At 55.7% G+C, this 15,409-nt stretch carries 13 protein-coding genes; 8 read left to right on the forward strand and 5 right to left on the reverse strand.

Features of this window, described 5'->3' with window-relative positions; genetic code table 11:
• Window positions 1-9 precede the first annotated feature (9 nt).
• The gene (locus PYK22_RS13985) at window positions 10-1,173 is read right to left on the reverse strand and encodes an NAD(P)/FAD-dependent oxidoreductase (protein WP_041978226.1); all 1,164 of its coding nucleotides are present in this window, start codon (window positions 1,171-1,173) and stop codon (window positions 10-12) included.
• A 120-nt stretch (window positions 1,174-1,293) separates the two neighbouring features.
• Here PYK22_RS13985 and amrB point away from each other — a divergent pair, with 120 nt between their 5' ends.
• Together amrB and amrA are read left to right on the forward strand one after the other, a co-directional pair.
• Window positions 1,294-2,124, forward strand: a complete 831-nt coding sequence (amrB, locus tag PYK22_RS13990) for an AmmeMemoRadiSam system protein B (RefSeq protein WP_060635696.1) — start codon at window positions 1,294-1,296, stop codon at window positions 2,122-2,124.
• Window positions 2,108-2,662 (forward strand): AmmeMemoRadiSam system protein A, encoded by a 555-nt coding sequence (amrA, locus tag PYK22_RS13995; protein WP_041978229.1) that lies wholly within the window; start codon window positions 2,108-2,110, stop codon window positions 2,660-2,662. The genes amrB and amrA overlap by 17 nt, the downstream gene beginning before the upstream one ends.
• A gap of 229 nt (window positions 2,663-2,891) precedes the next feature.
• Here the strand turns inward: amrA and gyrB are convergent, their stop codons facing one another.
• The 4 genes from gyrB to dnaA all read right to left on the reverse strand — a co-directional run bounded on the left by gyrB (window position 2,892) and on the right by dnaA (window position 9,606).
• On the reverse strand, window positions 2,892-5,327 hold the full coding sequence (gene gyrB, locus PYK22_RS14000; RefSeq protein WP_041978231.1) for a DNA topoisomerase (ATP-hydrolyzing) subunit B: 2,436 nt from the start codon (window positions 5,325-5,327) through the stop codon (window positions 2,892-2,894).
• An 18-nt stretch (window positions 5,328-5,345) separates the two neighbouring features.
• Complete coding sequence (gene recF, locus PYK22_RS14005; RefSeq protein ID WP_041978233.1) at window positions 5,346-6,509, reverse strand: DNA replication/repair protein RecF; 1,164 nt, start codon at window positions 6,507-6,509, stop codon at window positions 5,346-5,348.
• 145 nt (window positions 6,510-6,654) lie between these two features.
• The gene (gene dnaN, locus PYK22_RS14010; RefSeq protein WP_041978235.1) at window positions 6,655-7,764 is read right to left on the reverse strand and encodes a DNA polymerase III subunit beta; all 1,110 of its coding nucleotides are present in this window, start codon (window positions 7,762-7,764) and stop codon (window positions 6,655-6,657) included.
• Between the two features lie 360 nt (window positions 7,765-8,124).
• On the reverse strand, window positions 8,125-9,606 hold the full coding sequence (gene dnaA / locus PYK22_RS14015; protein WP_041978237.1) for a chromosomal replication initiator protein DnaA: 1,482 nt from the start codon (window positions 9,604-9,606) through the stop codon (window positions 8,125-8,127).
• A gap of 1,133 nt (window positions 9,607-10,739) precedes the next feature.
• On the opposite strand from dnaA, the gene rpmH reads away from it, so the two are divergent.
• The 6 genes from rpmH to mnmE all read left to right on the forward strand — a co-directional run bounded on the left by rpmH (window position 10,740) and on the right by mnmE (window position 15,298).
• Window positions 10,740-10,886, forward strand: coding sequence for a 50S ribosomal protein L34 (rpmH, locus tag PYK22_RS17370; RefSeq protein WP_083437869.1), 147 nt, complete (start codon window positions 10,740-10,742; stop codon window positions 10,884-10,886).
• Window positions 10,883-11,254, forward strand: coding sequence for a ribonuclease P protein component (rnpA, locus tag PYK22_RS16970; protein WP_083437870.1), 372 nt, complete (start codon window positions 10,883-10,885; stop codon window positions 11,252-11,254). The genes rpmH and rnpA overlap by 4 nt, the downstream gene beginning before the upstream one ends.
• A 74-nt stretch (window positions 11,255-11,328) precedes the next feature.
• Entirely contained in the window at window positions 11,329-11,526 is a 198-nt protein-coding gene (yidD, locus tag PYK22_RS14025; RefSeq protein WP_211197718.1) for a membrane protein insertion efficiency factor YidD, read from the forward strand.
• Window positions 11,527-11,543: 17 nt separating this feature from the next.
• Entirely contained in the window at window positions 11,544-13,373 is a 1,830-nt protein-coding gene (gene yidC / locus PYK22_RS14030) for a membrane protein insertase YidC (protein ID WP_041978241.1), read from the forward strand.
• 63 nt (window positions 13,374-13,436) lie between these two features.
• Window positions 13,437-13,898 (forward strand): Jag family protein, encoded by a 462-nt coding sequence (locus tag PYK22_RS14035; protein WP_041978243.1) that lies wholly within the window; start codon window positions 13,437-13,439, stop codon window positions 13,896-13,898.
• A gap of 23 nt (window positions 13,899-13,921) precedes the next feature.
• The gene (gene mnmE, locus PYK22_RS14040; RefSeq protein WP_060635698.1) at window positions 13,922-15,298 is read left to right on the forward strand and encodes a tRNA uridine-5-carboxymethylaminomethyl(34) synthesis GTPase MnmE; all 1,377 of its coding nucleotides are present in this window, start codon (window positions 13,922-13,924) and stop codon (window positions 15,296-15,298) included.
• Window positions 15,299-15,409 lie beyond the last annotated feature (111 nt).

Below are 15,409 nucleotides of genomic sequence, written 5' to 3' on the forward strand. Positions count from 1 at the left end.
GCGGCGACGCTAAACGAACGCCACGGCGAAAAGGCGCTGGACCAGTCTCCCTTTCAAATTCACATACCCTTGATCGCCAGCGATGAGCTCGCGCAAAGTGCGGCGCACGCCGCGATGTAGACGCGCGAAAGCGATCATCCGATCCGTAAAAGGCGCCCCGAGAAAACCCCCGTAGAAGCGATCGCGCATCTGCGCAGCCCGCCTCAACTCTCGCCCGAAATCCTCGCGCCACCGCTCCTCATAAGAGCGAGCCTCGCCGCTAATGAGACTCTCCGCCAAAAGCTCCGCCGAACGAAGCGCATAATAGATCCCTTCGCCCGTCACGGGGTCAGCAAAGCCAGCCGCATCACCCAATAAAGCCCATCCATCTCCGCTTGCGACTCTCTCTTCCCAACTCTCAGGACGCAAACCGGGGATGCGCGCCGCATAGCGCACGACGAGCGAACGCAAACGGCTCTCGACCTGTTCGGGCGAAATCGCGCCATAATAATCGAGCATGAACTTCCACAACAGGCGATCGAGCGCTTGGCGATCGAAGGATGTCTGCCCCGTCGCGATGCCGAAACAGACGTGGTCCAGTCGCGGAAAGGCCCACGCATAACCGGCCCAATTCTTGAGGAAAGCGATCACCGTTTCCGCTCTTCCCGAAGAAGGAAGCGGAGCACGATAGCCAAAAGCGACCTCCATATCGAAATTGGATAAACGCCCCGCCAATCGCCGCGCGAAAGGACTGTTCGCCCCATCGGCGACGACGAGAAAATCGGCGCGATATTCTCTCCCCGCCCCCGTCTTGACCGACCAAGCGCCAAAAGCGCGCGCGAAGTCCTTGACGCGATCGCGAAGAACGGTCGCGCCAAATCTCTCGGCGCGCTGGCGCAAGAAATGATCGAAAGCCCGCCGCGAGTAGATAGCAAACGGCTCCCACAATCGGAGGTCCAGTGCGCGCCCGCTCGGAGAGAGCAACCTGACATCGGCGATCACTCGCGCTGGCGCTTCGAGTAGCCAGGGCCACCGCCGCAAAGCTTTGGCCGTAACCCCGCCACCACACGGTTTGGGATCGCTCGGCGAGCGCCCATCGAAAAGCGCCACGCGCATCCCCGCCTGCGCCAATCTCTGCGCCGCGAAGGCTCCGGCTGGGCCTGCACCGATGATCAGAGCGTCGAAGGCCTGCATCTCCTCACCATCTTCGCGAAATAGCGCGGCTCAGTCAAAAGGATCTGCGCCCGATTGCTTAGCTGCCGATTTGGTGTAAAATTTTACCGTTCGAATCCATCTGAAACGCTTTGGATCAAAATGTGGAAGAGCAATCTCGTCTTCGTTGGCATCGCTCCCCATCCGCCGATCATGGTCCCTGAGGTCGGAGGAGATCAGATCGCGCAGGTTGAAAGATCTATCGCGGCCATGCGCGATTTCACCGAGCGCATCATCGGGAACAAGACGGAGACGATCGTCATCGTCTCGCCACACGCGCCGCTCGAACCGGATGCCTTCGTCTTTTACGCCGATCCACAAGTACAAGGAGATTTCTCCGCTTTCCGTGTGCCGCACGTCGAGGTCCGTGCGCCGCTCGATCGCGAATTGCTCCACGCCATCGAAAAGGAGGCCAACCGCGAAGGCTTCCGGCTCATCCCGTTGCGTAACCGCAAGCTCGACCACGGCACAACGGTCCCGCTTTATTTCTTGCAACGAAATGGCTGGCGCGGTCGCGTGGTCGCTTTCGGCTATAGCTTCCTTTCCAACCAAGATCACCTGCGCTTCGGCGCCAGCCTCAAACGCGCTGCCGAGAAGACGGGGCGACGCATCGCCCTGGTTGCCAGCGGCGATCTCAGCCACCGCCTCAAACCCGAAGCGCCCGCTGGCTATAACCCGCAAGCCCATCTCTTCGATGAAGAGATCGTCGCCAGCCTACGAGAAGGCGATCTCGAACGCATCGTCCGACTCGACCCCAATCTGCGGATGATCGCTGGCGAATGCGGTTATCGCTCAATGATCGTTTCCATCGGCGCAAGCCGCGAACTCCCGCTCAACTGTGAAGTGCTCAGCTACGAAGCCCCTTTCGGCGTCGGTTACATGGTCGCTCAACTAGCTTCCGCCGCCTCTCAGCAGAATGCACGATCAAACTGAAGAAAAGGCATTTGTCGAACTGCCGACCTTAGCCCGACGCGCGGTCGAAACCTTCATCTGCGAAAAGAGGATCATCCCTCCCCCAGTTTGCGGCGAAGGCTCGCCGCTTCGCCAGCGAGCGGCATGTTTCGTCTGCCTCAAAACGCTCGAAGGACATCTGCGTGGTTGTATCGGGACGGTCGAGCCAACAAAGCAGAACCTCGCCGAAGAGATCATCGCCAACGCAATTAACGCCGCAACTCGCGACCCACGATTCCCTCCCGTAAAAGCGGATGAGCTGCCCCTTCTGCGATTCTCCGTCGATGTCCTGTCCCCGCCCGAACCTGCCACCCTCGTTGATTTACATCCTAAAATTTATGGCGTGATCGTCCAGAACACTGCGGGCACTAAAAGAGGGTTGCTGCTACCAGACATCCCGGGAGTGGTAACCGCCGAGCAGCAGCTTCTGATCGCCATGCAGAAAGCCGAGATCTCGCCCGAGGAGGGGATTCGAATCTTTCGCTTTCGCGTCAGGCGATTCCATGAAGTTATAACCTGATCGCCTCACAAAACAAAAAATCCGCTGCATACGCGAGAAGCATGCAGCGGGCAAGATCCACAGGAGGAAAGGAATATCATTGTGCAATAAGTTCACTCCTGTGTCAAATCGCGCCAGACCTTCCGCCAGATCGCCTTTCGTCGCAAATGAGCCTCTTCCGTCCGTCGCGCGTTTGGGGATGCGCGGGCGATCCGTTCAGGATCGAAATCCTCTTCAAAGAGAGTGAGCTTCAGATATCGAGGTTGCGCACGTCGAGCGCATTCTCTTCGATGAAGCGACGGCGTGGCTCGACCGAATCGCCCATCAAAATAGTGAAGATCTGGTCCGTTTCGACCGCATCATCTATCTTGACCTGAAGAAGGGTCCTCTTTTCAGGGTTCATCGTCGTCTCCCAGAGCTGCTCCGGGTTCATCTCGCCGAGCCCCTTGTAGCGCTGGATTGTCAGATCCTTCTTCGCCGCCGAAAGCACGCGCTCGAGCAGATCTTCGCGCGTCTCTATGCGTTCGCTTGAACCGTTCTGCTGGATGATGAAGGGGGCGGCGAGCGCATCTTCGAGCAGCATGTGAAGCTCTACTGCCTTTTGGAATTCGACGTGGCTCGCTAAATCCCAATCGAGCATGACGCGCGCCCCGGTCTTGTTCTTGATTTCGATCTCCCACAGATCATGCTCTTCGTCTGTCGCCAGTTCGGTATCATATCCGGCTTTGGCGAGCGCGCCTTCCAACGCGGCGATCAACCGCCCTTCAGCTTCTTGGAAGATATCGCGAAGCGATAGCCCGCTCTTGCGCCGAAGCAACCCTTTCCTCCCGGCCAGGGCATCGAGCAAGGTGCGCAGAAGCTGCTCATCGCCAGCGAAACGGCGAACGGCCTTATCGAAGTAGCGACGAAACTCCGCCACCTGTTCGAGCAGACGCGCAAGGTCGCGCCCTTCGATCACCGCCCCGCTGCTCTCCGATTTCACCTTGACATCGTTCGTCGCAAGCCTCATCAAGTAGCGCGTCAATGACCGCTCATCTTTGATGTACTCCTCGCGCTTGCCATGTTTGACCTTGTAGAGCGGCGGTTGCGCGATGTAGATATGCCCTTTTTCGATCAACTCGGGCATTTGGCGGTAGAAGAACGTTAAAAGCAGCGTGCGGATATGCGAACCATCGACATCAGCGTCGGTCATAAAGATTATCTTGTGGTAGCGCAGTTTGCTGATGTCGAAATCATCTTTGCCGATGCCTGTGCCGAGCGCGGTGATCAAAGTTTTGATCTCGCTGTGCGAAAGCATCTTGTCGAAGCGCGCCTTTTCGACGTTCAAGATCTTGCCCTTCAAAGGCAACACCGCTTGATTGCGCCGGTCGCGCGCTTGCTTGGCCGAACCGCCCGCCGAATCGCCCTCGACGATGTAAAGCTCGCATAACGCCGGATCCTGCTCTTGGCAATCGGCCAATTTGCCCGGAAGCATGGCCGAATTCAGCGCGCTTTTGCGAACGATCTCGCGCGCTTTGCGCGCCGCCTCGCGCGCTCGCGCCGCATCGATCGCCTTGCCGACTATTTTGCGCGCGACGGTCGGGTTCTGCTCGAAATATTCGGCGAGCTTCTCGTTCAGGAAAGATTCGACAGCGCCTTTGACGTCAGAATTGAGCTTGCCTTTGGTCTGCCCTTCGAACTGCGGCTGAGGGAGCTTGACGCTGATGACGGCGACCAATCCCTCGCGCACATCGTCGCCCGTCAACGAACCCTTGAAATTTTTCGCCAACCCGGAACTCTGCGCGTAAGCGTTGATCGTCCGCGTCAAAGCTGAACGGAATCCCGAAAGGTGCGTGCCGCCATCAACGGTGTTGATGTTGTTGGCGAAAGAGTAGACCTTCTCATCATAGCCGTCGTTGTATTGGATGGCGACCTCGATCGAAAGGTTCGGATCCTGTCGTTCGAAGTAGATCGGCTTATCGTGAAGGACGTTCTTGTTCTTATTCAAGTGGCGGACGAACTCCGCGATCCCGCCTTTGTAGTAGAATTCGTGACGCCGCTCGGGCTCCTCGCGCTCATCGACGATCGTTATGCGGATGCCCTTATTCAAGAAGGCCTTCTCGCGCAAACGCTCGGACAGACGGTCGAAACTGAATTCGGTCGTCTCGAAGATCTCCGGATCGGGTTTGAATGTGATCTTCGTCCCACGCCGGCGCGTCTTGCCCGTGGCCCGCAGCGGAGCGACCGGGATGCCGCGACGATACTCCTGCTCCCACGTCTTGCCATCGCGCCAGATCTCAAGCCGCAACCACTCCGAAAGGAAGTTGACGCAACTGACGCCGACGCCGTGAAGGCCGCCCGATACCTTGTAAGCGTTCGAATCGAACTTACCGCCAGCGTGCAGCTTGGTCATGACGACCTCAGCCGCCGATCTCTTCTCCTGCTTGTGATAATCGACCGGAATGCCGCGCCCGTTATCGACAACCGTGATCGAATTATCGAGATGAATCGTCACCTCAATGTTGTCGCAGTATCCAGCGAGCGCCTCGTCCACAGAGTTGTCCACCACCTCATAGACGAGATGATGCAGCCCGAGTTCGCCCGTCGAGCCGATGTACATGGCCGGGCGCTTGCGCACAGCTTCGCGCCCTTCGAGGACCGTTATGGAACTGGAATCGTAAACCTCTTCAACCTTGGTCGCCGCCAAATTCGTATCACCTCCCTGTCAACTCAAGGAGCGAAAAACTCCTTCCATTTGCGATGCAGCGCGCACCCCTTCTGATGAAGACGGCACGATGAGCCCTTCTTTTACTTCATACAGCGCAACCTGTTGATCCGATGAATAGCCTCGAATGAGATCGGCCTTCGAAGTGGTGATAAAGGTCTGCGTGCGCCCTTCCAAATACTCCAAAAGATGCCCAATGCGCTTTCTGTCAAGCTCAGCATCTATGTCATCAATGAGAAATAGTGGGTACTCGCCGCACCATGAATGATACACCGAGAGGGCTGCTAAATCAAGTAAAATCAAGGCGCTACGCTGTTGGCCGGCGCTCCCGTAGGCCCTTATATCGCGCCCATCAAAGAGTATCTCCAAATCGTCACGATGAGGGCCAACGAGGGCGCATCCAGCGGCTATCTCAGCCGGCAAACGTAAGTTCAGGCGTTCAGTTAACAGGAGCCGGTAATCGCTCAAATCACCTTTGCCCTCCAAAGATGAAAGATATCGAATGGTTACCTCTTCGCGGCCAAAGAGCTTCTTTTCAAACACAGCATTTAACCGCTTGACATAATCGATGCGCGCGCAGTGAATCTCGGTGCCGAGTTCAGCCAACTGCTCATTCCAAGGCAAAAGCAGCTCGCGCGCGCGCTCGACGGCCAGTCTACCTTCCGCGACCTCCTGCAGCAACCGATTCTTCTGCCTGAGGACTTGATTATAATCGGCGAGCGTTTGAATATAGGCGTGATGGAGCGCTAGAACGCCGCGATCCAAGAAACGACGACGGGCCTCTGGAGCTCCGCGGACGACCTCCAATTCGTCCGCGGTAAAAGCGATGACTTGAAGCTGGCCTAAATAAGCCGAGGTCTGCTCCTTCTTCCCGTTGACGAAAAGGAGTTTCGAATTCCCTTGTAAGGTGACCTGCAGATCGCGCGAGACCGCTTCGCTTTGCCGAACACGTCCGCGCACAAAAGCTAAATTGGCACCAAAGCGGATGGTTTCTTGAGGTCGCGAAGTGCGAAAAGACTTACTCGTAGCAAGCAGATATATGGCCTCAAGCCAGTTCGTCTTTCCCTGCCCGTTATCGCCATAAATTATGTTGAGGTTCGAATGCCAAAACACTTTGCCGCTCAAATTCCTGAACTGATGAACCTCAAGGGATTCGAGCAGCATGCGCTAATTCTACCACATGAACGCCTCCAAATCCCATTTGGAACCTCGCTAAAGACCGCCTCAGAGCAGCCGCTGCTGCCGCTCGTTTTAGAAGCGTTCCTCAAACATCTAGCGTTAAAGGCGGCAGCCGCAAGCTCGGACAAAGCTACAATCGCATCGGCATGACTATATAGCGATAATCGAATCCATCTTGCGCTACGGGGCGCAACTGAGCTTGACTGTTCGCATCCTTGAATTCGAAGAGGATCTCTCCCTCTCCCACCACTTGCAGGAAATCGAGCAGATATTGCGCGTTGAAACCGATTTCGATCTCCTCGCCGTCGTAATCGACATCCACCCTCTCCTCGCTCGATCCCTCTTCAGCCGATTGGGCGCTGATCTGCAAGCCATTCGGAGAGAACGCCAGCCGAATGGCTCGCGAGCGGTCATCGGCCATCAACGCGACACGGCGGATCGCTCCGGCAAAGAGGGCACAATCAAGGCGCGCCTTCCTGGCGCTCGCGCGCGGCATCACCATCTCGTAATTTGGGAACTGCCCCGCAAGCAAACGTGCGACAAGAAGGCGCGGCCCAATTTCAAAATGGATGTGGTTCTCGGTCGTCCACAGCTTCAGCGAACCATCGTAAGTGGATGCGAGTCGGGCCAGTTCAGCGAGCGCTTTGCGTGGGATAAGCGCATCGATCTCCTTGCCCTGCCCTGGCTCAGCCTTAAGCTCGATAAACGCGAGCCTGTGGCCGTCGGTCGTCACCATCCGAACGAACTCCCGCGTATAGATGAATTTCGCGCCGGAGAGCGTGTAGCGCGCCTCTTCCAGCGTGATCGCAAAGATCGTCCGTTCGATCATCGAGCTAAGGTGCGAAGCCGCTATCTCAAGCGGAGAGGGCGTCCCAACGGAAGGAAGCGCTGGAAAATCGGACGGCGCGGCGCTCGCTAAACGAAAGCGCGCACGCCCCGATCTAAGCTCGACCCAGTTGTTCGCTTCGCCCCGCAAGTGGACCTCTCCATCGGGAAGCGAACGAACGATATCGAAGAGCTTGCGCGCCGGGATGAGCATCCGCCCTTCCCCGATAATCTCCGCGCCTGTCTCGCATCGCAACGTGGTGTCGAGATCGGTCGCCAGAAGGCGCACCGTACCGTATTCTGTGGATTCGATCAGAAGGTTCGAAAGAACCGGTATCGTGTTGCGCCGCTCGACGACGCCTTGAAGAAATTGAAGCTCTTTCAACAAAGCATCTCTGGCGATTGAAAATTCCATAAACTCTCCCTTCTCTTGTCACAAAATCAAAATCCGAAACTGAGCCTTTTTACTCTTACTGCTAATTTCTACACCCTAAGAGTATATTTAGTAGTAGTAGTAGGGGCTGTGGAAATGTGGAAAACCCACTTAAGTGATTGAAAATAAAGAACTAGTTTTTCACAACCCCTGTGGAAATTTCTGTGGAAATCTCGATCCCCTGTGGAAAATTTTTCCGTTTTCCGAAGTTTTCCACAGTTTCCACAGCCCTTTTTTCGCAGGACCTGTGGAAATGTGGAAAACTGAGAGTTAAGTCGTTGATTATAAAAGGTTTGTATTGAAACCATACTGTGGAAATCTGAAACCTGCTCAAACCGCTAACTATTTGCAAATACTATCGATAATGTCACTAACCACCCTGTGGAAATTTGGATCCTTCTCGACGAGAGATTCGATCTTCTCGACGGAGTGAATGACGGTTGTGTGGTGTTTGCCACCGAATTCGCGCCCGATCTCCGGGAAGCTGTGTTTAGTCAGCTTTTTGCACAGGTACATGGCAATCTGTCGCGGCACGGCGATTTGTCGCGAATTATTTTTGGATTTTAAATCTTCGACGCGCAGTTTGTAGTGTTGAGCCACGGCGCGTTGGATCTGCTCTATGGTTATCCCTGCGGGACGGTCATCTTCGGCGATGTTGCGAATGGCATCTTGTGCGAGCATGATCGAGATTGGGAGCCCGCGTAGCGAAGAGATGGCGACAAGACGGACGAGCGATCCCTCTAGTTCGCGTATATTGCTTTTGACCTTGCTGGCGATGAAGAAGGCGACATCGTCCGGGAGTTCTACGCCATCGAGATCGGCTTTACGTTTCAAAATAGCGACTTTGGTTTCGAGGTCCGGCGGCTCGATATCGGCGATCAACCCCCACTCGAAACGCGAATGGAGACGCTCCTCAATCATCGGTATGCCGCGCGGCGGACAGTCGGAGGTGATCACGATCTGTTTTTGCGCGTCGTAGAGCGCATTGAAGGTGTGGAAAAACTCCTCTTGCGTCCGCTCCTTGCCCGCCATGAATTGCACATCGTCCATCAAGAGAACATCGATGAAACGGTATTTCTCGCGAAACGCCTGCACTTTGTCGTAGCGTATGGCGTTGATCAGTTCGTTCATAAAGCGTTCCGCGGAGATATAAGATAAGCGCAGATGTCGATTGCGCTCGCGTATGAAGTGGCCGATGGCGTGCATCAAGTGGGTTTTGCCCAATCCCACGCCACCATAGATGTAGAGCGGGTTGTAGGTTTTACCGGGCGCTTCGGCGACGGCCAGCGCAGCCGCATGCGCGAATTGATTGCACGAGCCGACGACGAAAGTTTGGAAAGTATATTTGGGGTTGAGCGATAGTTCCATCGGCTCTATATCGACGAAAGTTGTCGAGCCGGGCATCAAACCTTCCGCTTCCGCCGCTTCGAGCAAGGGAAGAAAACTCGTTCCCTTGCCCTTCGGAAGAGGCTGGCCAGATAGGTCCTTGTCCGACGAAAGATCGAGAGAGTCATCGTTATAGGAAATAAACTCCTCGTTCATTATTCGCTCCGTTTGCTGTTCTTCATCTTCAACCTTCCAGTCGACGTGATAGGAGGCGAGGTTCAGTTCCTCAAGCGATGCCCGCAAGATATCGGAATAGTTTGAGCTAACCCAGTCCTTGACGACCTGATTGGGGGCGCATAGCCGAAGCACGTGGCGCGCCTCATCGCACCCTTCGAACCGTATGGGACGGAACCACGTCTCGAAGCTCTGCCGATTCAAACGCCTCTCTATGGCCTGGAGCAGGTCATTCCAAATGCGATCTTCGACGGAAGTCCTCATGGCCTCCTCCTCTCTAGCTGTACTATTTAGTTACATAACCTTCTCAAGCTCTTCCTTTGAATCGCCGGGTAAAAATATTGCAAGTTCGCTACTTGCCACGCTGTTTGAAAATCTCTCGGAAAAGTTTTCCACAAAGTTTTCCACAGGGTTGTGGAAAACTCCGGGAAACTTAAGGTAGAACTTTAAGTATTTTGTTTTCAATGGTTTACGGTCTTAGTCTGATCCCAAAACGGCGCGGAGACTACCACAATTCGAAGGAAAACGCAAGGGGTTTTCCACAAGGTAAGGAGAAAATTTTTTGGCTCCGATAGTTGCGACGTTCCGGGCGACTGAAGATCTGTTGCTAACTGGTTTCGCTGCGGTAGAGAACGATTTTCGAACACTGGCTTAAGCTACGCTTTTCGAACAGCCTTGAGGATAAGGGAAGATCCTCGAATTCTCGAATTTCCGTTGACCCATTTAATTGGGCTCGCCCGATAGCTGCCGAATGCGCCGCCGGTCCTGAAAGTCCTCGAATTTCCGTTGACCGCTTAATTGGGGGAAGCTCGTTGAAATGTGAAAATCCTGAATTTCAAGGGGCTCGTCCCCTAGTGATCAGCAGGGGACCAGATACGCGCATGGCTGGCCTTTTGAGGTTAAATGAGGGCTTGCCCCCTGGGGATCGGCAGGTGACTTTGGGCACTCGCTTTCCACCGCATAGGCGGTTAGCTTGTAGACTTTATCGGCAGCCGCCCCGCGGAATCGACTGTCGAAGTACTTAAGGCGGTTAGCTGCAGACCTTCTACGCGAATGTCTTCCGCAACTTCTCTCACCGCCTTCGGGGTCGAAATGCTTAGGCGGTTAGCTGTAGACCTTCTACGGCGAGCTTGATGCCCTTCTGGATCGTGCGTAGCGGTTGCTCAGGCGATTAGCTGTAGACCCCGATGGCTCGGTTTCAGACGGGCCTTCACTGAACTCGAAGAAAGGCATGCTGGCCGAGATTCGCGAGGCAAACTCTCGCGCGTTTTCAACTTCACTGAACTCGAACAAAGGCGCGCTGCCATCTTTTGGGCAACGCTTTTCTTGACAGCCAATTTCCATAGAAGTTACCCTTTATCCTTTTCGGAAAATCCGCATCGGGAGAATGGTACTCTATGCCAAAACGGACTTTTCAGCCGAACAATCGTCGGCGGGCGAAGAAGCACGGGTTTCGTCTGCGGATGTCAACGAAGAAAGGGCGCCTAGTTCTGAAGCGGCGACGGGCGAAAGGGCGCAAGCGGCTCACGCCGGAGCACTATTGAGATTCGATTTACCGCGCTCGATCAGGCTGCGGCGTTCCTCGGAATTTCGTCTAGCTTATACGTTGGGGCGGCGCTACGATGGGCGTTATTTGACGGCCTTCGTTCGGCGAAATGAGCTCGATCAACATCGCATAGGCGTTACGGCGTCGCGGCGGACAGCCCGCCACGCCGTGCAGCGTAATCGTTTGAAGCGGCTATTGCGGGAGGCTTTCCGTCTGAGTAGAAGGGAGTTGGAGAGCTTGAAGTTCAGGTATGATTGGGTGCTCAACGCTAACCGTCCGTTGATCGAGGCCAAGGTTTGGCAACCGCTGGCCGAGTTGCGGCGAATTATCGCGCAAATTGCAGAAGATGAGCGGAAGTCATGCTAGTTGAACGGGACAAGCGAAACTTTTTGAGGTAGCATGGAACTAGCGCGCAAAGCGATACAGACGTGAAGACTTTGATGATAGCGCTGCTGGATTTTTACAAGGCGGCCATCTCGCCTCTGCTGCCTCCCGCTTGCCGTTTTGTGCCGACTTGTTCGGAGTATGCGCGCGAAGCGATCATGCGGTACGGCGTTTGGCGCGGCTCATGGATGAGCGTGCGGCGTCTTTTGCGTTGCCATCCTTTTGGCGCGGGCGGCTACGATCCTGTCGAATAGGCGAACACAAGTTTTTCATGGAACAGAGACGTTTCATTCTAGCGCTGATACTTTCGGCAACGGTACTCATCGTCTGGGAATATCTGTTTCGCCCCTCTGTGCCGCAAACGCAATCCGTGCGGCAGCCGGTCGCACAGCCAACCCAGCAAGCACAGGCCCAGGCTCTCCTGCCGGAGAGCGTTCAAACCATCGAAGAGGCTCCGCCGAAAACCATCACCATCTCGACGCCGCTTTATGAAGCCAAATTCAGCAGCCGCGGCGCTGTGCTCGAGAGCTGGATTCTCAAAAAGAACAAGGATACTGGTCGCCCTCTTTACTCCGTTGGGAGGGATGGGAAGCAGCCTTTAGAACTGATATCGCCGATCGGTCTTGAACGCGGCGAAGCCCCGTTGCAGATCAGAACGGGCGATCAAGCGCTCGATACAATACTCGACCATAGCAGTTACTCAATCGTCGGGGTAGACGCTCAAGGCGATGTGCGGTTAGAACTCGAGGGGGGGCAGACGGCGCGTCTCGACTTCGTTCTACGCGATCCGAAGATGGGGATCGAGGCGATCAAAACAGTCGTCTTCGATGCGGACCGTTATGGGTTCGATCTGATTCTAAAGCTTACGCGCGACGGCAATCCTCTGCCGGAGGCTAGGCTCGCGATCGGCCCGAGCATAGGCGATCAAGGCATACCGCGTTATACCTTCTACTCCGTGCCGCCCGAAGGTGTCGCAATCGTCGATGATGAGGTGAAGCGCGTACACGCATCCTCGGTTCACAAAGATGACAACGACGTCAAAAAACTTCAGGGGAAGATAGATTGGGCTGGCGTGGGCGACACCTACTTTGCCATGGTGGCTATCCCTCAGCGGCCCGTGGCGAGCATCGAATACCGCACGGAAAGATATGAGCATCAAGCTGACGGGCAGAAAGAGGAGCGTTTCCTGATCACGGGACTGATGGCGATCCCTACCGATGGTTTCCCTCTGCGCTTCTACGTCGGTCCGAAAGATCACTACCTTTTGCAGGAGGCGAGCGCGACGATAAGCAGCACGGTGGGGCGTCCCGTGGATTTAGAGAGGTTGATCGATTACGGCTTTCTGGCAAGCCTTTCACGCCCGCTAGCCGTACCCATCCTTTGGGCGATCAAGCGTCTTTACGGCGTTACGGGAAGCTACGGCGCGGCGATCATCATCTTCACGATCGCCATCTATTCGCTCTTCTTCCCTCTCAAGTGGCGCTCGACGAAGGCCATGAAGCGCGCGCAGAAGGTCGCTCCGCGCATGAAAGAGCTGCAGGAGAGGTTGAAGCGCTTGAAGCCGGATGATCCGCGCTACAAGGAATTGCAGATGGAGCAGCTCAAGCTGATGAAGGAGGCGAACTTCCTCGGCGGCTGCATGCTGCTTCTCATCCAAATGCCCTTCATCTTCGCCCTTTACCGCGCCATCACCATCTCGCTCGACTTCCGGCAGGCATCATTTCTGTGGATGCCAGATCTTTCGGCTGCCGATCCGCTTCATATCTTGCCAATTTTGATGGCCATTTCGATGTTCGTGCTGCAGATCGTCACTCCCAGTCCATCTGATGATCCGGCGGCGAAGATGCAGCGCAACATGATGGCCATACTATTGCCGGTGATGATGCTCTACATGCTCTGGCGCGCGCCATCCGGTCTACTCGTCTACTGGTTCGTCGGTAATCTCGTCGGCTTCGGCCAACAACTGGTCATCAATCGTATGCTAAAATCGGAGGATGATGAGCCGCCGCCGACGAAGAGGGTTGAAGTCGAATCGAGGGGAAAGGGCGAGCGCGCAACATCGCCCGCCTCGGCGGCTGCGCGTCGAACCGCGAACGCTTGAAGATGAGCGAGATAAAGCGGAAAGTGTGATGGGGATGCCCGTAAGGCGCGCGAACGCTTGAAGATGAACGAGATAAAGCAGAAAGCGGAAAAGTTTCTGAACGAGTTCTTCCGTCGTCTAGGCTTTGAGCTGCAGGCTCGCGCGAGCGCCTCTGCCGAAGATTGCTCGTTGGAGATAGTCGGCAAGGATGAGCACCTTCTGCGCGGCGAAGGCGGAGAGCTGCTCTATGCGATCGAAGACCTGCTCAATCAGATCTTCCTCTCCTCACTACCGCGCGGCGCGCGGATCGTTTGCGATTCGCATGGCTTTCGCGCCGAACGCGAGGTTGAACTGCGCGCGATGGCTCAGCATGCGGCCATGCGCGTGCGCTCGACCGGAGTCCCCTTCGTCTTTGGCCCGATGAGCGCTAATGAACGGCGCATAATCCACCTCGCGCTCGCCAACAACGAGGATCTGGTGACCGAGTCGGTCGGCGAAGGTCAACAGCGCCGTCTCAAGGTGAGTTTGAAAGATTCCGCCAAATAGGGTTCTGTTTTAAAGTAGAAATCGTGTTGCAGATAAGCGATACGATCGTCGCTATCTCTACGCCCCCGGGACGCGGTGGTATAGGCATCGTGCGCTTGAGCGGCCCTGAATCGCTCAGCCTCACGCGCAAGCTTTTGCAAAAGCCAGACTTTCAACCCGAACCCAATCGCGTATCGCTCCACCGCCTATATGATCCGCAGACCGGCGAGGAGCTGGATCGCGCTCTCATCACCTACTTTCGCGCGCCGCGCTCCTTCACGGGCGAAGATGTCGTTGAGCTCAGTTGCCATGGCTCCCCCATCCTCCTTCTCCAGATCGTGGATATCCTCCTGCAACTCGGCGCGCGTGCCGCCGATCCGGGTGAATTCACGCTGCGCGCTTTAGCCAATGGCCGCTTGAATTTGAGTCAAGCCGAGGCCATACGCGACCTCATAGATGCCCAAACGACGGCTGCCGCGCGTCAAGCGGCGCGCCAACTGAGCGGCGAACTCTCGACTCGCCTGCAGCCATTCAAAGATTCCCTGCTAGAGATCATTGTGCCTCTCGAATCGTCTCTCGAATTCGTTGAAGACGATCTTCCGGATTTGGCCATCGAGGGGATAAGCGCACGGCTTTCCGATCTCATAGGCGAAATAGAGGATCTAGCGGCCACATTTCGCACCGGACGCTTGCTCAAGGAGGGCTTGCGGGTCACTCTGATAGGGCGCCCGAACGTAGGAAAATCGAGCATCTTCAATGCCTTGTTGAAGCAGGACCGAGCCATCGTGACGGAATTGCCCGGAACTACACGTGACAGCTTGAGCGAGATGCTCAATCTTGACGGGATACCCGTGCTCCTGACTGATACGGCGGGCATGCGCGAGGCCACGGACCGAATCGAACGCATCGGCATAGAGAGGACAAAACGCGCCATCGCCGACGCGGATCTGCTCATCGTCGTCATCGACGGATCCGCACCGCTAACCGAAGAGGATCGCGAGGTTCTCTCTCAAGCGCGCGAAAATCGTCATCTGATCGCCGTCAATAAGAGCGACCTTGAGGGGTTCTCCCTCGAAAGAGTCCGCGAGAGCGGGATCGAAATCGATGCCGAGCTCATCGCCGTTTCCGCGAGGACGGGAGATGGTTTAGAAGCGCTTCGGGATGAGATTTTGCGCTCGTTCGCCGGTTCGGAAGATTCAAGCGGGGGATTCCTGATCACAAACGCGCGCCACTATGATCTGCTGCGGCGCGCAAGCGAGTCGCTGCGATCGGCGCAAGACTTGATCAAACAGCGGGCCAGTGAAGAGTTGGTGTTAGTTGGTCTTTACGATGCGTTGCGCTATCTCGGTGAGATAACCGGCGAGACCACCCCCGAAGATATCTTGGACCAGATCTTTTCGACCTTCTGTATCGGAAAATGATCTGCCTCGACTCGACCACGCTCGCGCGATCGCCCGGAGCGATTTTCTTTCGAGCTTTTTTCTGGCAAAATTGGGTCGTTAGGGTCTGATCGATTCGGAACGCATCCCGCT

The organism is Pyrinomonas methylaliphatogenes (genome assembly GCF_000820845.2).
GTDB classification, from domain to species: Bacteria; Acidobacteriota; Blastocatellia; order Pyrinomonadales; family Pyrinomonadaceae; genus Pyrinomonas; species Pyrinomonas methylaliphatogenes.